Source organism: Citreimonas sp. (genome assembly GCF_042096055.1).
GTDB lineage: Bacteria > Pseudomonadota > Alphaproteobacteria > Rhodobacterales > Rhodobacteraceae > Citreimonas.
This window is the reverse complement of sequence record NZ_JBELMH010000016.1, coordinates 28,900-46,628: the sequence shown is the minus strand read 5'-3', so window position 1 is coordinate 46,628 and position 17,729 is coordinate 28,900. Positions and strand designations below refer to the sequence as shown.

The following is a 17,729-nucleotide window of genomic DNA, read 5'->3' as shown; positions in this document are numbered from 1 at the left end:
GTACCTGACTACGAATCAGGGGGTCGGGGGTTCGAATCCTCCTCGGTCCGCCATCACTCCAAACCGCCTTTGATTTTACTGCCAAAATCGGCAGAGTTGGAACTTGGTTCGGGGTGAGTTGGAACTTCCGTTCCCGAAATGACCCGCTTCAGGTCCGCGCTCTTGCTGTAGTGCTGCGCCTGTGCTTCGGTCTCGTGACCAAGAATTGCCATGCGCTGATCCTTCGTCGCGCCGTTTTCCTTGAACACCGCCGCGCGGCCCTTGCGGATGCCGTGGGCAGTAAGATCGTCTAGCCCCGCCTTCGTGCAGACGCGCGAGAACCACTGCGCTGCGGCCTTCTCGGACTTGGCCGCGCCGTGCGATGTGACGATGAAGGTCATGTGGCGCGGGTGCGCTGCACGGCAGCGGTCAAGCCATGCGTCCGGCTCATACCATGCCGGGCCGCCCTTTGTCGGTGCCACCGCCTCACTCCCGCTCTTTCCGCGCCGGTAGGTCAGCCAACCCTCGGCCTCGATCATGCCAGGACCGAGTCGGCAGGCGTCGCCGATGCTTGCGCACGTCCGATACATTACCTCGAAGGCGTAACGCTCCCGGCTCTCGACCGGCCAGTACGCACGGAATGCCGCGAAGTCGTCTCGGGTCCATGCTTTGTGTCCGCTGCTCTGTGCCGTCTTGCGCGTCCGTACCTCGCAAGCCGGGTCTTCCTTGATTAAGCCCCGCTCCAGCCAGAATGCGCACAGCGCCCGCCAAACCTTGCGACGGGTGTTCGCCGGGTGGGCGTCCAGCTTGTCTGACGTCAGCGCCTACCGGACAGATTTCAGGGTTTGAGCAACGGAGGATTTCTGTTTCATCGAAGCCATTATGGAGCGAAGATGAACAAGAAATCCGGAGCATCGAGGGATGCCGCTGACAAGCTGGTCAGGGGGATCAAACGGAAAACCCGCAAGCACTACTCGGCCGAGAAGAAGATCCGTATCGTTCTGGCGGGCCTGCGTGGCGAGGAGAGCATCGCTGCGCTGAGTCGCCGCGAGGGGATCGCCGAGAGCCTCTCCTACACCTGGTCGAAAGAGTTCCTCGAGGCCGGCAAGAAATGGCTGGCCGGCGACACGGCGCGCCAGGCGACGGCGCCCGAGGTCAAGGAACTCCGCTCGGAGGCCGCTACGCTCAAGGAGGTGGTTGCCGAGCTGACGCTTGAGAACCGGCTTCTGAAAGAAAGGATGGTCGGCGATGGGGAGGACGAGGCGTGAGATACCCGGCTTCCGAGAAGCTCGAGATCATCCGCACGGTCGAGGCGTCGCACCTGCCGGTGAAACGTACGCTGGCCATGATCGGCATTCCCAGCAGCACCTATTATGAGTGGTATGCCCGATGGGCCGAAGGTGGGCTCGAGGCGCTGGCGGATCGGTCCCCGAAACCGAGTTCGGTCTGGAACCGCATTCCGGACGAGATCCGCGAGGACATGGTCGAGTTCGCGCTGGAACACGAGGATCTGACGCCTCGGGAACTGGCGGTCAAATACACCGACGAGAAGCGCTACTTCGTATCTGAATCATCAGCTTATCGGATTTTGCAAGCTGCCGACCTGATCACCGCGCCGGCCCATGTCGTGATCCGGGCCGCCGACGAGTTCCGGGACAAGACCACCCGGCCCGACGAGCTTTGGCAGACTGACTTCACCTACCTCAAAGTCAACGGCTGGGGCTGGGGCTGGTTCTATCTCAGCAGGATCCTTGACGACCACAGCCACTTCATCGTCGCGTGGAAACTCTGCACGACGATGAATGCCAGCGACGTGACCGAAACCTTGGAACTGGCGTTGGAGACGTCAGGCTGCGACGACGTCACGGTCGTACACAAACCCCGCCTTCTCTCCGACAACGGCTCATCCTACGTCGCCGGAGATCTGGCGGACGTCCTTGAGGACAATGGGATGGATCACGTTCGAGGGGCCCCGAACCCCAGACCCAGGGCAAGATCGAGCGTTGGCACCAGACCATGAAGAACCGCATACTGCCGGAGAACTACTACCTGCCTGGCGACCTGGAACGGCAGATCGAAGCCTTCGTCGACTACTACAACAACCGCCGATACCACGAGAGCCTGGGCAATTTGACACCCGCCGACGTCTACCGCGGCCGCAGCGCACAGATCCTGAAAATGAGAGAGGAGATCAAAAAGCAGACCATCCAGAAACGCCGCTTGCAGCATCACAGCGGCGCCGCCTAACCTTAAACAAAAATCGAACCAGAGCCTCCGTTACGAAAAAGCCCGAGCGTTCCGAAAAAACTCTGACGACGGACATGTCCAAAGGGATGTATTCTCGACATGGGCTGCCTTCATCGACTACTGCCGTACCGCTATGGCGCACTATGGCGCACCGGGACACCGAGCAATTCCGCGTGATGTGTCTCGACCGCAAGAACAAGCTGATCGCTGACGAAGCGCAGGCCGAGGGGACGGTCGACCATGTACTGGTCTACCGACGCGCGATCGCCAAAATGCTGCCTCGTTCTAAACGCGACCGCTATCATCCTGGGGCACAACCACCCGTCAGGTGACAATACCCCGAGCGAAGGGGACATTCGCGCAACTGACGAGGTGGTCGCCGCGCTTTCGACGCTGTCCGTGATCGTTCACGACCACCTCATCGTCGGCAAGGAGACGGAGTACTCGTTCCGGAAGAACGGGATGTTGTAGTGGCGCAAGTCGTCATCGCGGTGAAGTAAAGGTCATGCCGATCATCGCAGACGTTGGCCAGCGAAGGCTCGCGGCGAGCCCGTCACCGCGCCGCGAAGGTCGCTGTGACCGGGTTATGATCGCTCCACTTAAAGCCGAGATCCTGTGCCGCAACGCTGCGCACGCCCACGTTGGGTGAGACGGCGAAGCCATCGATTGCGATGGTCCGGGTTACTCCTGCCTGATAGGGAGCGTAGGCTAGCCTTAAGGTTGGTACTTCCGACCCGGCAGCAATAGTCCAACCCTCTGGCAAGGCGCCGTCCGGGAAGTCGCGTACCCAGAAAGAGTGTTCTTCGGCACTACGGTGCGGAAAAGCTGCGTCGGAGAGAATGAGGTTCCAGTCGCCTCCGATGACGACATATCGGCCGGCGCTGTATTCAGCCTGCGCAAACTCGAAAACGGCGGCGACTTGCTGGCGTCGCACATCGATTTCCTCGGGGTCGAAAGCGCTCAGGTGGATGTTCGCAATGGTCCAAGGCACTTCGCCGTCGAAGCGCAGGACGTGAATGCGATAGTTCTTGCGAAAGAGGCCAAATTGGAAATAGGGCTCCAGTGGGAGGCCCACAAGTTCATAATTCGACGGCAGATGCCGGAAATAGGTCGCGTTGCCGATTTCAACCCGCCAGGGGCGCGGCACGCCCCGGGTGACAATGTCAGCATCGAAGCGCCGCTTTCGGTTTCCAGCCGCCCTATCCAGTACAGCGATCAAATCGCGACCGTAATTGATCCAGGACGGTCGCGCTGCCTCCTGAAACAAGAGGACGTCCGAGTCTAGCATGCTCACTGTCTCGGCAATCCCCGCGATGTTCTTGTCAACCAGAGCCGCCTCGGGCGGGCGTCGCTGGCTGCCCCCATCGAATACGAAGTCCGATTCAGGCCCCATTCCGCCGTAGCCGACATTCCAAGTCGTCACCGTCAGCACTTCTGGCGCGGGAGGCAAATCTGCGGAGCCGGTACTAAGGACGACCTGCTCTCGCGGGATTTGTTGTTCGAAACGATTTCCGATCACGGTGCATCCTCCTACTACGACTGCCGCAGCGATCCCCGCCCAGAGTACTGCGCTTGCTTTATGACGCATCGTCGTCCTCGTCGTCCGCATCTCGCCAAACAAAATTCCGGCGGGCAGCGAAGCTTCCTCCGAATGATGGTATCGCCGCCGAGATGAGGCTCTTTATACCGTAAAGCACCAGTACAAATAGGAGTAGCGGCAGGAGGTTGATATAGTACATTGCTGCCAAGGTCAGTACGATCACTAGGCTAAGAAGCGTCTCGGACATCCAGCCGACCGGCCAAACCTGCATCGTAAGCAGCTTCGCTTTCTGACGCTTGGTGACAGGGATATGCCGGGCGGTATATTCGAGGCCGCCAGTGGCAAGCTTGCGAAGCCAGCGCCACATCAGGCCGATGATGATCACAAAGATAAGCATGTTCACCAGCGCTGTGGCGTAGGTCTGTAGGCTGATGCTGCAATTCTCAATGTGAACGATGCTATCAAATCCAGTGAAGTAGCTCATGAGCGGCGAGAAATCCCCATCAAGGGCGCTTCCCGCTACACCAACCGAATCCGCGAAGAGCATCTCAAGGATGTTTTCATGAGACGGTGAGCGCAGGAACACGTTCTGGTAGTGCATGCAAAGCGCCATCGCGGCCGTCATCAGACCCGCGCGCAGGAGGCTGTCAAAAAGCTCCTCGAAGACTTCAAAGCCTCGCCGCTCATCGTCGCTATCGATGTCCGGCACGACGACGTACCCCTCGGCTCTAAGCTGCCCGACTGAGAAGAAGGTCGAAATGGAGGCGAACCAGATAAACAACCCGAAGATCAGCCCAGCTCCGATAATCGGCACGAGGACGTAGACGGATAAGGAGAACGCGTAATTGAGCTGCCAAGACACATCCTCGGATGGATAAAGGGCGGCGATGGACCAATCAAATTCGTAGTCTGGATCCGCGATGGTTATTCCTGGCAGTTCGGTCGCGCGGAAAGGCTCTGAGCTTAGCCAGTTGCCGACCACCGGCAGGAAGTCTGCGAGGATGATGAAGACCGCAACGCCTAGAAGGCAGATCAAGGTGAAGACTGACCAACTGGCCGCAGTTCTGCGCCAAGCTTCCTGCAACGCCTTGCCGTCTGTGGCCGCCCCGTCGCGCCGGACTATCATCTTACGTTCGAGGAGTAAGGGCAAAATGCTCTCAGCGGAAGCGCGGGCGGCTAAGAGGTTGTAGATCGCCAGGGGGAGAATGAATATTGACGCTAGTGCCCAGTTCGGCGCCCAAATGTAACCCACCTGCTTAGTGGTCTCCGGATCGAGCCCGCCGATTTGGCCACCCGCCACCTCGCCATTGAATTCAACGGCGTGGATCCTCAAGATGTAGGCCGCCATCAGAAGAACAATTCCGGCGATCATGTAGCCGACGGATACACCTGTCCGATAGCGTGCCATTCCCAACAGCAACATGTCAGCGATAGACGCTATTGGCCAAGTCATCCTCTCTACACTCCCGTCGCAACGTCCCGCGCTGCTTGACCATATTACTTTTTATGAAAATGATCACGGACGATCGGATCAAGATGAAGAAAAAATCGGCCTGACGCGGTCCTCGGCGGGTTGAGAGGGCTTCGCCGAGTCGGTTGGGGCAGCCATGGCCGTCGTCCGCGTTGATAGTGATGACGTTGTGTCAGCTTCCCACATCCTTGACCGCTTCGCCCATGGGCGATTTGGGGTCCGGCATCTATGGTGCAGGGCGAATTCTAATTTTATAGCAAGCTCCGGCAGTGAAACCGCGCCAGATGCCATTGAGGCGATACCCCGACCGTGTGGTTTCCAACCCTTGGCAAGCCATTGCCGAGCCGCAGTGCACTGGTTTCCACGTTCGCTGGATTCTTCAGCTGCTCTCGATCTTCTTCCGGTACTGTTGCGAGTGCTACCGAAGGCTTGAGAAGTTGGAACTCGCCTCGTAAGACACTGATATTTAGTGGGTGCGTGAGTTGGAACTTTCCGGCTCAACCGCATGGCCGCAAACGAAACGGCGCTGTCCTCCTCGGGCCGCCACTGACACCTTCGCGATAGCAGGTGTCCAAAACTTCCCCAAAAATCGCGGATTTCTAGGCGGCCTCGGGTATTTCCCGGCGCGGCATTGGCCATCTCGCGAACCGCTAAGCCTCGGCCGCCATCCGCCGCGCCTCGGCCAGCAGGGCATGGATGACCGGCGTGTGCGGGTCGCGGTAGGGCGCCACAAGGCCCACGGCGTGGCCCTGTTCGCCGCCCTCGATGGGGATGCTGACCAAAGGCTTTCCGGCGGTCAGGAACGTCGCCATCTCGGCCGGCAGGATCGTCATCCAGTCGCCCTGTTCGACATGCGCGACCAGCATGACTGTCGAGTTCGATTCGACCATCGCCTGCGGCTCGATCCCGGCCAGCATGAAGCAGCGGTTGATGATGCGGCGGTTCTGCATCTCGGAGGTCAGCAGGCACAAAGGCGCGTCGTGCAGGTCGGCCCACGTCACCGAGGCGCGTGCCGCCAGCGGCGCATCAGCCGCGCAGACGAGGCGGTAGCGCTCGCGGTAGAGCGGCTGCGTACTGACCCGGCCCAGCGGCTCGTTGTCGAGGTAGGAGAGCCCGACATCGGCATCGAGGTTGTCGATCATCTGCAGGATGTCGATCGAGGATCGCGACAGCACGCTGAACCGGACCGCCGGATGGCGCCGCGCGAACCGCGCCGTCAGGACCGAGGCCCAGGTCAGCGCCGTGGGAATGACCGCGAACCGCACCGTCCCCGCGAGCCCGTGGCGCAGCGCCCGCATTTCCTGCCTCAGCTGGCGGGCGTCGCCGACGATGCGCCGCGCCCAGACCAGGGTGCTCTGCCCCTCGGGCGTCAGGCCGCCGTAGCGCGAGCCGCGAAAGATCAGCTGCACGCCCAGTTGCTCCTCGAGCTGCTTGATCCCGGCCGACAGCGTAGGTTGCGTGATCCCGAGGCTTTCGGCCGCGCGGCCGAAATGCTGCTCCTTGGTGACGGCGAGGAACATCTCCAGCTTGTCGAGCATCTCGGTCCTTCCATTGTCCGTCCCGCCGCATCTTATGTCAGCCTGTCGGCCGGCAGAAGGCGGTGCGGCCCGCGTTTCAGCCCAGCACGACGATCTCGGGCGCGCGGTCCTTCAGGATCGTCCGGATCAGTGCGGCGAGTTCGCGGAATTCGTCCTGCCGCGCGGTGCCCTGGCGCCAGACCATGCCGACGGTGCGCGCGGGCGGCGTGCCCCGGAAGGGGCGGGCGACGACGATGTCCTGGTGCGCGACCTCGGACTTCACGTAGAGCGCGGGCATCAGCGACAGGCCCATACCCATCGCCACCATCTGCCGCAGCGTGTCGAGCGACGTGCCCTCGTAGTCGCGCGACAGCTCGGCGCCGTATTCGTCGCAGAGGCGGCGCACCTGTTCGTAAAGCCGGTGGCCGGGCTCCAGCGACAGGATCGTCTCGCCGCGTAGCTGATCGGGTGCGACGGCGTCGCAGGCTGCGAAGGGATGGTCGTGCGGCATCACCACCGCGATTGGCTCGCGGAACAGCGGCATCGTCGCCATGCCGGCGCCCTGCACCGGCAGCGGCAGGAACAGCAGATCGAGCGCGCCGTCCCCCAGACCGCGCAGCAGGTAGTCTGCCAGCCCCTCGCGCATGTAGAGCTTGAGCGCCGGGTGGCTGTCGTGCAGGTCTGGCACGATCAGGGGCAGCATGTACGACCCCAGCGTCTGCACCACGCCGATGCGGATCGTGCTTTGCAGCGGTCGCTGCGCCATCTGCGCCAGCGCGGCGATTTCGTCGACCTCGCGCAGGACGCGCCGGGCGCGTTCGCAGATCTGGCGGCCCAGCGGCGTGACGATCACGTGGTGGCGCGAGCGTTCCACGAGACCGCCGCCCAGCTTCAGTTCCAGCTCCTTGAGTTGGGCCGACAAGGTCGGCTGGGTGACGTGACACGCCTCGGCTGCACGGCGGAAACTGCGATGATCGTCCAGCGCCACGAGGTAGCGCAACTGCTTCAAAGAGGGCATGCCCCGCCTCGTGATAGCTAATTTCTATCACCGTACCGGCGACTTTCGATTGGAACAACGTCGCATACGGGGTTAGGTCTTGCGCGGAATCGTTTGGGAGAGCGGCGTGCAGCACCGCAGACACATGGCATCCCCGGCAGTCGCGCGCCGGACCGGCGTTTCGGCATGAGCGCGGAACCGCGCGGCAACGGCTGGGTCGGCGTTCTGCCGACCCTCGTGTCGGCGGCGATCTTCGCCGCTTTCCTCGGTGCCTTGCCGCGCGTCTCGGCCGGCGAGGACCTGAGGCTGGCGTTCGAATGGGTGCCCTCGCTGGGCGTCACGCTGTCGTTCCTGCTGGACGGGCTTTCGCTGACCTTCGCGCTGCTGATCTCGGGGATCGGCACGCTGGTCTTCCTCTATTCCAACAGCTACCTCGCTGGGCATCCGCAATTCACCCGCTTCGTGCTGTTCCTGTTCTCGTTCATGCTGTCGATGCTGGGGCTTGTCCTGTCGGACAACCTGATCGGCGTGTTCGTCTTCTGGGAACTGACCACGATCACGTCCTACCTTCTGATCGGCTTCGGGCACGAGACGAAGAAGGGCCGCCGTTCGGCGCTGCAGGCGCTGTTCGTCACCGGCGCGGGCGGGCTGGCGATGCTGGCAGGCTTCATCCTGCTGGGCAACGCCGCCGGGTCGTTCGAGATTTCAGAGATCCTGACCGACCCCGAGGCGCTGAAGGCGCACGAGCACTACACCGCGATCCTAGTGCTGGTCCTGCTGGGCGCGTTCACCAAGTCCGCGCAGGTTCCGTTCCATTTCTGGCTGCCCAACGCGATGGCCGCGCCGACGCCGGTTTCGGCCTTCCTGCACTCGGCCACGATGGTCAAGGGTGGCGTCTATCTGCTGGCGCGGCTGCATCCGGGCATGTCGGGCACCGACGGCTGGATCTGGTCGCTGACGATCGCCGGCGCTGTGACGGCGGTTCTGGCCAGCGTGCTGGCGTTGCGGCAGACCGACCTGAAGCAGGCGCTGGCCTACACCACGCTGATGGCGCTGGGCACGCTGACGCTGCTGCTGGGGCAAAGCTCGGCCTACGCGATGACGGCCTTCGCGACGTTCCTGGTGGTGCACTCGCTCTACAAGGCGTCGCTGTTCCTGATGGTCGGCTGCATCGACCACGAGACCGGCACGCGTGAGGCGGGCATTTTGGGCGGGCTTGGGCGGTCGATGCCGGTCACCGCGCTGGCCGCTGCGCTCGCGGCGTTGTCGATGGCGGGCCTGCCGCCCTTCATCGGCTACATCGGCAAGGAACTGATCTACGCCGGCTCGATCGTCGCGGTGTCGAGCCCGGTCTTCGTGACCGCTGCCGCGCTTGCGGCGAACGCTCTGATGGTCGCGGTGGCGGGCGTCGTCGCGCTGGGCCCGTTCTGGCGCAAGGCTGGCGGTGAGCTGCCCAAGACCCCGCACGAGGCACCGTGGCCGATGCTGGTCGGGCCGCTGGTGCTGGCGCTGGGCGGCCTTGCCTTCGGCACCTTCCCCTGGCTCGTGGAGGGGCCGCTGGTCGCGCCGGTCGTCGGCAGCCTGCTGGGCGACCTGACGCTGACCAAGCACCTGCACCTGTGGGCGGGTGTGAACCTGCCGCTCTACCTGTCGCTGGCGACCTTCGCGCTGGGCTTTCTGCTTTATGCGCTGCACAAGCCGGTGCGCGCCGGGCTGGCCCGCGCGGATGCCGCGACGCCCACGCTGGACGTCTGGTGGGACAGCTTCCTCGACGGGCTGAAGAGCCTGGCCGGCTGGCAGACCCGCGTGCTGCAATCGGGCGTGCTGCGCCGCTACATGGCGATCATGTTCCTGGTGGTCGCGGTCGCGCTGGTCGGCACGATCATTGCGCGCGGCGTGAGCATCCCGCTGCCGGACCTGAGCGACGTGACCTGGATGAACGTCGTGCTGGTCGCGCTGATGATCGTCGGCGCAAGCCTCGCCACCGTGACGACGTCGCGGATCACGGCGATGGCCTCGCTGGGGGTCGTGGGCATCGGCGTGGCGATGATCTTCATCGTGTTCTCGGCGCCCGACGTGGCGATCACGCAGCTGATGGTCGAGACGCTGATCGTCGTGCTGGTCGCCGTTGCGCTGCTTCGGCTGCCCAAGCTCGACCGCGCGCGGGACGACTGGCGCCCGTGGGACGCGGTGCTGGCCACGGCGGTCGGCGGCGCTGTGACGGCGGTCATCTTCGCGGTGATCGCGACCCCGGTCGATCGGCGCCTGACGGACTTCTTCGAGGCGGCATCCTACCCCGACGCCCACGGCCGCAACATCGTCAACGTGATCCTGGTCGACTTCCGCGCGCTTGACACGTTCGGCGAGATCTCGGTCGTGATCATCGCGGCCTTGTCGGCCTACGCGCTGCTGCGCACCACCAGGGCCAAGGAGGACGATAGTTGAATTCGGTCATCCTGCGGGCGGGCACGCGCTATCTGTCGGCGCTGCTGCTGGTCTTTTCGGTCTACATGCTGCTGCGCGGCCACAACGAGCCTGGCGGCGGTTTCATCGGCGGGCTGGTGGGCGCCACGGGCTTCGTGCTGTTCGCCATCGCCGCGGGTGTGGCCGACGCGCGGCGGGCACTGCGGGTCCAGCCGCAGAGCATCGCGATGGTCGGGCTGGGGGTCGCGCTTCTGGCGGGGATCGCCGCGGCGTTGTTCGGTGACGCGTTGTTCACCGGGCAATGGCTGTTCCTGGGCGCCGCCCCGGGCGAGAAGGGCCTGCCGCTGTCGACCGTGCTGGTGTTCGACGTGGGCGTCTACCTCGTCGTCTTCGGCTCGATCCTGACGCTGGTCTTCGCCATGGAAGAGGAAATCTGATGGAGGCGCTGCTTGCCATTGCCATCGGCGTGCTCGTCGCCGCGTCGGTCTACCTGATGCTGGCGCGCAACGTGCTGCGCTTCATCTTCGGGCTGGTGCTGATCTCGAACGCGGCCAACCTGACGATCTTCGTCTCGGGCGGGCTGGTCGAGGGCGCGCCGCCGCTGATCCCGGCGGGCGAATACGCTCCAGTGGGCGAGGTCGCCAACGCGCTGCCGCAGGCGCTGGTCCTGACGGCGATCGTGATCGGCTTCGGCCTGTTCGCCTTCGCGCTGGTCCTGACGCTGCGCGCCTACACGTCGCTGGGCACGCTCTTTTCCGACGAGATGCGCATCGCCGAACCCAAGCAGGATCGCGACGCATGAGCTGGATCCTCGCCACGCCCCTGGTGCTGCCTTTCCTCACGGCCGTGCTGGCCTTCCTGTGGCGTCACAAGCCCGCCGGACGCTGGATCAGCGTCGCGGGCAACGTGGCCCTGCTGCTGGCAGCCCTGGCGCTGCTGGCGGCCGTTCTGGACCAGGGCGTGGTCGCCGGACAGATGGGCAATTGGGCTGCGCCGTTCGGCATCACGCTGGTGGCCGACTACCTTGGCGCCGCGATGGCGGTGATCACCGCGATCACGGCGCTGGCCACGGCGGTCTACGCGATGGGCGACATCGACGAGCACAAGGCCGGCCTGGGCTTCCACGCGCTGTTCAACGTGCTGATCGGCGGCGTCACCGGCGCATTCCTGACCGGCGACCTGTTCAACCTGTATGTCTGGTTCGAGGTCATGCTGATCTCGAGCTTCGGCCTGCTGATCCTGGGCGGGTCGCGCGCGCAGATCGACGGAGGGATCAAGTACGTCACGCTGAACCTGGTCTCGACGATCCTGTTCCTGTCCGGCGTCGGCCTGCTTTATGGGATGACCGGCACGCTCAACATGGCGGACCTCGCGCGGGTGGTGCCGGCGCTCGAAGATCAGGGGCTGGTGACTACGGTCGCGATGCTGTTCATGATCGCCTTCGGGGTGAAGGCGGCGGTCTTCCCGCTGTTCTTCTGGCTGCCCGCGTCCTACCACACGCCCGCCTATGCAGTGTCGGCGGTGTTCGCGGGTCTGCTGACCAAGGTGGGCGTCTACGCGCTTATCCGCGTCTTCACCATGATCTTCACCGAAGACACGGGGTATACGCACACCATCCTTCTGTGGGTCGCGGGCTTCACCATGGTGACGGGCGTCCTTGGCGCCGCGGCGCAGAACGACATGCGCAAGATCCTGTCGTTCCACATCGTCAGCCAGATCGGCTACATGATCCTGGGCCTCGCGCTCTACACGCCGTTGGCGGTCGCGGGCGCGGTCTTCTACGTCGTGCACCACATCATCGTGAAGGCGAACCTGTTCCTGATCGCGGGCATCGCCGCCCGCGCCGCCGGGTCGAGCGACTTGGGCCGGATCGGCGGTCTCTACAAGTCGGCGCCGCTGCTGGCCGCGCTGTTCCTGGTGCCGGCCTTCTCGCTTGCCGGGTTCCCGCCGCTGTCGGGCTTCTGGGCCAAGTATGTGCTGGTGGCCGCGGCGCTTGACGTGCAGGGCTGGGTGATCGCGGGTGTGGCGCTGCTGGTCGGCCTGCTGACGATCTACTCGATGACCAAGATCTGGGCCGAGGCGTTCTGGAAGGCGCATCCCGACGGGATCGATCCGGAGCTGAAGCGCATCCCGACCGGACAGCGCCGGTGGCTGCTGGCGCCGGTGATCGGGCTGGCCGGGCTGACGATGGTGATCGGCCTCTTCCCGCAGCCGTTCATAAGCTTCGCCGAGACCGCGGCGCAGCAGCTTCTGGACCCCGCCGACTACATTCGCACAGTTCTGGGCGCGGACGCGCTGCCGCTTCCCTCCGGGCTGGTGGAGGACGCGTCATGAACACCTTCGCCGTCAACCTGCTGCTGGCCGTTTCGTGGTGCGCGTTCTTCGGGAGCTTCAGCGCCCTGATGCTGGGCAGTGGCTTCCTGCTGGGCTACGCGGTGCTGTGGCTTCTCCAGCCGCTCACCGGCATACGGACGAAGTACTTCGAGCGGGTCTATTACTGCGTCAAGCTGATCATCATGTTCCACTACGAACTGGTGGTGTCGAGCCTTCAGGTCCTGTGGGACATCGTCACGCCGAACTACAGCGCCCGGCCCGCGATCATCGAGATGCCGCTGGACGTGAAGACGGATACCGGCATCCTGCTGGTCACCAACCTGATCTCGTTGACGCCCGGCACGCTCAGCATCGACGTCAGCGAGGACCGCAAGACGCTGATCGTGCACGCCATGTTCGCCGAAGACCCCGAGGCCGTGTGCCGCAGTCTCAAGCAGGGCATGGAGAGATGGGTGATCGACGCCGTGGAGGGACCCCAATGAGCTTTCTGACCATCTGCGTCACCATCGGCTTCGTGCTGGTCTTCATCGCGGTGGTGATGGCGCTGCTGCGGCTGGCGCTGGGCCCGACGCTGCCCGACCGCGTGGTGGCGCTGGACATGATGACCGTGGCAATCGTGTCGTTCTGCGGGCTGATGGCCACGCAGGCCGAGGATCCCGCCTTCCTCGACGTGGCGCTGGCGCTGGCGCTGGTGGGCTTCCTGGCGACCGTCGCGCTGGCACGCTACGCCGAACGGATGCTCGAGCGCCGGATGCGCGACCAGTCGGGTGAGGAGCGGCCATGATCGAGATCATCCAGGGCATCCTGATCCTCACCGGGGCCGCGCTGATGCTGGTCGCCGGCATCGGCATCCTGCGCCAACCGGACGTCTTCATCCGCATGCACGCCTCGACGAAGGTCGGCACGCTCTCGTCTGGGCTGATCATGCTGGGCGTGGCGATCCACTTCGAGGAACCGGCCGTCATCTTCAAGGTGGTCCTGATCGTGCTGTTCCTGCTGCTGACCGCCCCGATCGGCGCCCACATGATCGGCCGCGCCGCGCTGCGGATCGGGGTCGAGCCGTGGGGGATCGAGCGCAAGGAGGTCGAGCTGAAGAACGACCTCGACCATCCCAAGCCTGCCGAAACGGGCCACGAGACCGTCACCGGCGGTGCAGAGGGCCATACCGACAGTACGGACGGCGCCGGGAACCGCCGCTAGCGCGCCGTCGGGCGCATGGCCGCTGTCAAAGCGAGAAGTCGGGCAGGTAGTCCAGCGCGCTCTTCAGCGCCTCGCCCCAGCGGCGCGAGATCGCGTCGTAGTAGGGGTCGTCGGCCGGGATGCGCCGCGACGGCCCCAGCGCCAGTCGGTCGCGCTCGACGATCTGCAGGTCGAATGGAGCGCCGACCGACAGGTTCGCCTTCACCGTGGAATCGAAACTCACCAGCAGCAGTTTGACCGCGGCCTCGAAGTCCATCTCGGGGTCGTAGGCCCGCACCAGGATCGGTCGGCCATATTTGGTCTCGCCGATCTGGAAGAAGGGCGTGTCCTCGCCCGCCTCGATGAAGTTGCCCTCGGGGTAGATCAGGAACAGGCGCGGAGGGCCGCCGTCGACCTGACCGCCCAGGATCATCGTCGCGCCGAACGTCGTTTCGGCCGCCGGACCTGTTTCGTTGTGGCGCGCGATCACGTCGCGCAGCGTCCGGGCCACGATCCGCGCGGCCTGGTACATCGACGGCGCCTCGAGCAGCGACGGCGCGCGGTCGTCCACAGCCTTCGACCGCTCGTCAAGTTCCGAGATCACCGCCTGCGTCGTCGCGAGGTTGCCGGCGGTCATCAGGACCATCACCCGTTCACCCGGCTTTTCCCAGGTGAACATCTTGCGGAAGGTGGAGATGTTGTCGACGCCCGCATTGGTGCGCGTGTCCGACATGAAGACAAGGCCCCCGTCAAGGACCATCCCGACACAATAGGTCACCGATCTTCCCCTATTGCTGCTGCACCGCGATATCGACGCGCAGCGCCTCGCCGTGGCCGCCGACCTGCAAGCCCGTGACCGGAGCGGCATCGGCATAGTCTAGGCCGGTTGCAACCCTGACGTAGCGTGCGTCGGGCGAGATGCCGTTGCTGGCATCGAAGCCGACCCAGCCCAGCCCCTCGACATGGGCCTCGCCCCAGGCATGCATGGCGTCCTGACGGACCTGGCCGTCCATCAGCAGGTAGCCCGAGACGTAGCGTGCGGGAAAGCCCATCTCGCGCGCGCAGGCGAGGAAGACGTGGGTGTGGTCCTGGCAGACGCCTTCGCCGGCGGTCAGCGCGTCCTCGGCGGTCCAGGTGGGCTGCGACGCGCCGACCTTGTACACCACGGCCTTGCTGATCGCGGCCGAGAGCGCGTGCAGTCGCTCAAGGTCGGCCTCGCCCTCGATCCCGCGCAGCAGCTTGCGGCAGGCGGGGCCGAGGCGTGTGCGGTCGGTCGGCCGGGCGTACAGCCATAGCGGCGCCGGGCCGCGGTGCTGGCCGACGACACCGGTCGTGTCCTCGATCATCACCAGGCCCTCGCTGACGACTTCCAGCTCGGTCGTGCCGCGGTCGAAGCTGATCAGCTCCACCACGTTGTTGTGGTGATCGTCGAAGGTCAGTTCGCGGATGCCGCCCTCGATCCGGGTGATCCAGTCCAGCACGTGCTGACCGTGGCCGGATTTCGGCGTCTTGCGCAATTGCTGCAGCCCGTAGGTCGACGGCGTGTCGAAGCGGTAGCGCGTGGAATGCTTGATGCTCAGGCGCATGGGCTCACTCATAGAAGCGAAAGTCGATTTCGATCTGGCGGCCCAGCGTGTTGAGCGCGCCGATCACTTCCTCGATGTATTCGTGCAGGCCGAAATCGAACACCGCCTCGATGTCGTGCGTCAGGAAGCGGCGCACCAGCGCATCCGCCATCTCCAGCGACGGGGGGCGCCTGCCGTAATTGGACGCGAGATAGCCAAGGTTATCACGCAGCTTCAGCGCACAGAAGGCCAGACTGCGCGGCATCCGCTTGTCCAGGATCAGGAACTGCGCGATGTTGCGCGGCTGGGTCGCGCCGCCATATTCCATCCGGAACCCGCCGCGGGCCGAGACCGAGCGCAGGATCGTCTCCCACTGGACGTTGTCGATGGACGATCCCACCGACATCATGCCCGGCAGCAGCACATAATACTTCACGTCCAGGATGCGCGCGGTGTTGTCGGCGCGCTCGAGAAACGTGCCGATGCGGGCGAAATCGTAGATGTCGTTGCGCAGCATCGTGCCCAGCGTGGCCCCGCGCACCAGCGCCGTGCCCTGCCGCACCAGTCCCAGGACGCGGGGCAGGTCGCGTTCCGACACCCGCCGGGCCAGCCGTTCCTCGGAGCCCATGTAGGTGCGGTTCATCGCCTCCCAGACGTCGCCGGTCAGCGCCGTACGCACCAGGCGCGCGTTCTGGCGCGCGGCCCCGATGGCCGAGCGTACGGCCGACGGGTTCTCGCGCGCGCGCAGCATCCAGTCGATCGCCGCGTCCTTGCCGAGCTCGTCGTTGTGCGCGTGAAAGCCCTGCGCCATGCCGGCCGTCTGCAGGACCGATTCCCACTCTTCGTCTGCGTCGCCCAGCCGTGTCAGCGCGATGCGCTGCCCGGTCTCGATCAGGCGCGAGGTGTTCTCGGCGCGCTCGAGATAGCGATACATCCAGAAGAGCCCGTTCGCCGTCTTGCCCAGCATCGCCTCAGTCCTCCAGCACCCAGGTGTCCTTGGTGCCGCCGCCCTGCGACGAGTTCACCACCAGGCTGCCCTTCTTCAGCGCCACCCGCGTCAGCCCGCCGGGCGTGACGTTGATGCCGTTGGGGCTCATCAGGACGAAGGGCCGCAGGTCGACGTGGCGGGGCGCCAGCCCCTTGTTGGTGAAGATCGGCACGGTCGACAGGCTCAGCGTCGGCTGCGCGATGTAGTTGGCCGGCCGCGCCTTGAGCTTCTGGGTGAAGTCGCGCAGGTCCTTCTTGGTGGCGGCTGGCCCGATGAGCATTCCGTAACCGCCCGAGCCGTGCACCTCCTTGACCACGAGGTCGGCGAGGTTGTCCAGCACGTAGGCCAGGCTGTCGGGGTCTGAGCAACGCCAGGTCGGCACGTTCTTCAGCAGCGCCTTCTCGCCGGTGTAGAACTCGACGATATCCGGCATGTAGCTGTAGATCGCCTTGTCGTCGGCGATGCCGGTGCCGGGCGCGTTGGCAATGGTGATGCCGCCCGCGCGGTAGACGTCCATGATCCCCGGCACGCCCAGCGCGCTGTCGGGGTTGAAGTTCAGCGGGTCGAGGAAGTTGTCGTCGACGCGGCGGTAAAGCACGTCGATCGGCTTGTAGCCCTCGGTGGTGCGCATGGCGACGCGGCCGTCGATCACGCGCAGGTCGTTGCCCTCGACCAACTCGACGCCCATCTGGTCGGCCAGGAAGGCATGCTCGAAATAGGCCGAGTTGTAGATCCCCGGCGTCAGCACCGCGACCGTGGGGTTCATGCGCTGCATGTCCGGCGCGCAAGCCATCAGAGAGGTGCACAGGTCGCGCGGGTAGTTCTGCACGGGCTGCACCCGCGTTCGGCTGAAGAGCTCGGGGAACATCTGCAGCATCGTCTCGCGGTTCTCGAGCATGTAGCTGACGCCCGACGGCGTGCGCGCGTTGTCCTCGAGCACGAAGAACTCGTCGTCGCCAGTGCGCACCAGGTCGATGCCGACGATGTGCGTGTAGATCCCGCCCGGCGGCGTCACGCCCAGCATCTGCGGCAGGAAGGCCTCGTTCCGGGCGATCATCTCGGCGGGCACGCGGCCGGCGCGGACGATCTCCTGCCGGTGGTAGATGTCGTGCAGGAAGGCATTGATCGCGCGTACGCGCTGCTCGATTCCGCGGGTCAGGCGCTGCCATTCGCGCCCCGCGATGATGCGCGGGATGATGTCGAACGGGATCAGCCGTTCCTCGGCCTCGGCGCGGCCGTAGACGTTGAAGGTGATGCCCGACAGGCGGAACAGCTCCTCGGCCTCGCGTTGCTTGGCGCGCAGGCGGGCCGTGTCCTCGGTCTGCAGCCAGCTGTTGAAGGACTCGTAGGGCTGACGCAGCGTCTCGTCGCGGCCCCACATCTCGTCGAAGATCGGCGTCTCGGTCATGGGGTCAGCATACAAGGGAAGCCGGGCACAGCAATCGGCTGATGATGCACGGCCCGTTTTGCGCCCGCTTTCATGGCTTT

At 64.6% G+C, this 17,729-nt stretch carries 18 protein-coding genes and 1 pseudogene; 10 read left to right on the top strand and 9 right to left on the bottom strand.

Going from position 1 to position 17,729, the window contains the following annotated elements; all coding sequences use genetic code 11:
• Positions 1-53: 53 nt before the first annotated feature.
• The gene (locus ACFDTC_RS06030) at positions 54-710 is read right to left on the bottom strand and encodes a tyrosine-type recombinase/integrase (RefSeq protein ID WP_375257976.1); all 657 of its coding nucleotides are present in this window, start codon (positions 708-710) and stop codon (positions 54-56) included.
• 162 nt (positions 711-872) lie between these two features.
• On the opposite strand from ACFDTC_RS06030, the pseudogene ACFDTC_RS06025 reads away from it, so the two are divergent.
• The 3 genes and pseudogenes from ACFDTC_RS06025 to ACFDTC_RS06015 all read left to right on the top strand — a co-directional run bounded on the left by ACFDTC_RS06025 (position 873) and on the right by ACFDTC_RS06015 (position 2,697).
• A pseudogene (locus ACFDTC_RS06025) lies at positions 873-2,226 on the top strand (IS3 family transposase).
• Positions 2,227-2,300: 74 nt separating this feature from the next.
• Complete coding sequence (locus ACFDTC_RS06020; RefSeq protein ID WP_375257974.1) at positions 2,301-2,558, top strand: JAB domain-containing protein; 258 nt, start codon at positions 2,301-2,303, stop codon at positions 2,556-2,558.
• Complete coding sequence (locus ACFDTC_RS06015; RefSeq protein ID WP_375257973.1) at positions 2,467-2,697, top strand: JAB domain-containing protein; 231 nt, start codon at positions 2,467-2,469, stop codon at positions 2,695-2,697. The genes ACFDTC_RS06020 and ACFDTC_RS06015 overlap by 92 nt, the downstream gene beginning before the upstream one ends.
• Before the next feature lie 82 nt (positions 2,698-2,779).
• On the opposite strand, the gene ACFDTC_RS06010 is transcribed toward ACFDTC_RS06015, so the two are convergent.
• The 4 genes from ACFDTC_RS06010 to ACFDTC_RS05995 all read right to left on the bottom strand — a co-directional run bounded on the left by ACFDTC_RS06010 (position 2,780) and on the right by ACFDTC_RS05995 (position 7,772).
• On the bottom strand, positions 2,780-3,745 hold the full coding sequence (locus ACFDTC_RS06010) for an endonuclease/exonuclease/phosphatase family protein (protein WP_375257972.1): 966 nt from the start codon (positions 3,743-3,745) through the stop codon (positions 2,780-2,782).
• Between the two features lie 58 nt (positions 3,746-3,803).
• On the bottom strand, positions 3,804-5,189 hold the full coding sequence (locus ACFDTC_RS06005; protein WP_375257971.1) for a hypothetical protein: 1,386 nt from the start codon (positions 5,187-5,189) through the stop codon (positions 3,804-3,806).
• 698 nt (positions 5,190-5,887) lie between these two features.
• Positions 5,888-6,775 (bottom strand): LysR family transcriptional regulator, encoded by an 888-nt coding sequence (locus ACFDTC_RS06000; protein WP_375257970.1) that lies wholly within the window; start codon positions 6,773-6,775, stop codon positions 5,888-5,890.
• A 76-nt stretch (positions 6,776-6,851) separates the two neighbouring features.
• The gene (locus ACFDTC_RS05995; RefSeq protein ID WP_375257969.1) at positions 6,852-7,772 is read right to left on the bottom strand and encodes a hydrogen peroxide-inducible genes activator; all 921 of its coding nucleotides are present in this window, start codon (positions 7,770-7,772) and stop codon (positions 6,852-6,854) included.
• 165 nt (positions 7,773-7,937) lie between these two features.
• Between ACFDTC_RS05995 and ACFDTC_RS05990 the strand changes: the two genes are divergently transcribed.
• The 7 genes from ACFDTC_RS05990 to mnhG are packed head-to-tail and all read left to right on the top strand — an operon-like array spanning position 7,938 to position 13,709.
• A complete protein-coding gene (locus tag ACFDTC_RS05990) occupies positions 7,938-10,196 on the top strand; it encodes a putative monovalent cation/H+ antiporter subunit A (RefSeq protein WP_375257968.1) in 2,259 nt (752 codons plus the stop codon).
• Positions 10,193-10,612 (top strand): Na+/H+ antiporter subunit B, encoded by a 420-nt coding sequence (locus ACFDTC_RS05985; RefSeq protein WP_375257967.1) that lies wholly within the window; start codon positions 10,193-10,195, stop codon positions 10,610-10,612. Before ACFDTC_RS05990 ends, ACFDTC_RS05985 begins: the two co-directional genes overlap by 4 nt.
• Entirely contained in the window at positions 10,612-10,977 is a 366-nt protein-coding gene (locus ACFDTC_RS05980) for a Na+/H+ antiporter subunit C (protein ID WP_375257966.1), read from the top strand. Before ACFDTC_RS05985 ends, ACFDTC_RS05980 begins: the two co-directional genes overlap by 1 nt.
• Positions 10,974-12,509 (top strand): Na+/H+ antiporter subunit D, encoded by a 1,536-nt coding sequence (locus ACFDTC_RS05975; protein WP_375257965.1) that lies wholly within the window; start codon positions 10,974-10,976, stop codon positions 12,507-12,509. The genes ACFDTC_RS05980 and ACFDTC_RS05975 overlap by 4 nt, the downstream gene beginning before the upstream one ends.
• On the top strand, positions 12,506-12,991 hold the full coding sequence (locus ACFDTC_RS05970; RefSeq protein WP_375257964.1) for a Na+/H+ antiporter subunit E: 486 nt from the start codon (positions 12,506-12,508) through the stop codon (positions 12,989-12,991). Before ACFDTC_RS05975 ends, ACFDTC_RS05970 begins: the two co-directional genes overlap by 4 nt.
• Positions 12,988-13,293 carry a monovalent cation/H+ antiporter complex subunit F gene (locus tag ACFDTC_RS05965; RefSeq protein ID WP_375257963.1) on the top strand — a complete coding sequence of 102 codons (306 nt, stop codon included), beginning with the start codon at positions 12,988-12,990 and terminating at the stop codon, positions 13,291-13,293. The genes ACFDTC_RS05970 and ACFDTC_RS05965 overlap by 4 nt, the downstream gene beginning before the upstream one ends.
• On the top strand, positions 13,290-13,709 hold the full coding sequence (gene mnhG / locus ACFDTC_RS05960) for a monovalent cation/H(+) antiporter subunit G (protein WP_375257962.1): 420 nt from the start codon (positions 13,290-13,292) through the stop codon (positions 13,707-13,709). The genes ACFDTC_RS05965 and mnhG overlap by 4 nt, the downstream gene beginning before the upstream one ends.
• Positions 13,710-13,734: 25 nt before the next feature.
• On the opposite strand, the gene ACFDTC_RS05955 is transcribed toward mnhG, so the two are convergent.
• Genes ACFDTC_RS05955 through ACFDTC_RS05940 form a run of 4 tightly spaced genes read right to left on the bottom strand, consistent with a single transcriptional unit; the run spans position 13,735 to position 17,649 of the window.
• Positions 13,735-14,448: a peptidase gene (locus ACFDTC_RS05955; protein ID WP_375257961.1), complete on the bottom strand. Its 714-nt coding sequence runs from the start codon at positions 14,446-14,448 to the stop codon at positions 13,735-13,737.
• Between the two features lie 28 nt (positions 14,449-14,476).
• Positions 14,477-15,274 (bottom strand): transglutaminase domain-containing protein, encoded by a 798-nt coding sequence (locus ACFDTC_RS05950; RefSeq protein ID WP_375257960.1) that lies wholly within the window; start codon positions 15,272-15,274, stop codon positions 14,477-14,479.
• Between the two features lie 4 nt (positions 15,275-15,278).
• Positions 15,279-16,220 carry an alpha-E domain-containing protein gene (locus ACFDTC_RS05945; protein WP_375257959.1) on the bottom strand — a complete coding sequence of 314 codons (942 nt, stop codon included), beginning with the start codon at positions 16,218-16,220 and terminating at the stop codon, positions 15,279-15,281.
• A 4-nt stretch (positions 16,221-16,224) separates the two neighbouring features.
• A complete protein-coding gene (locus ACFDTC_RS05940) occupies positions 16,225-17,649 on the bottom strand; it encodes a circularly permuted type 2 ATP-grasp protein (protein ID WP_375257958.1) in 1,425 nt (474 codons plus the stop codon).
• Between the last annotated feature and the right edge of the window lie 80 nt (positions 17,650-17,729).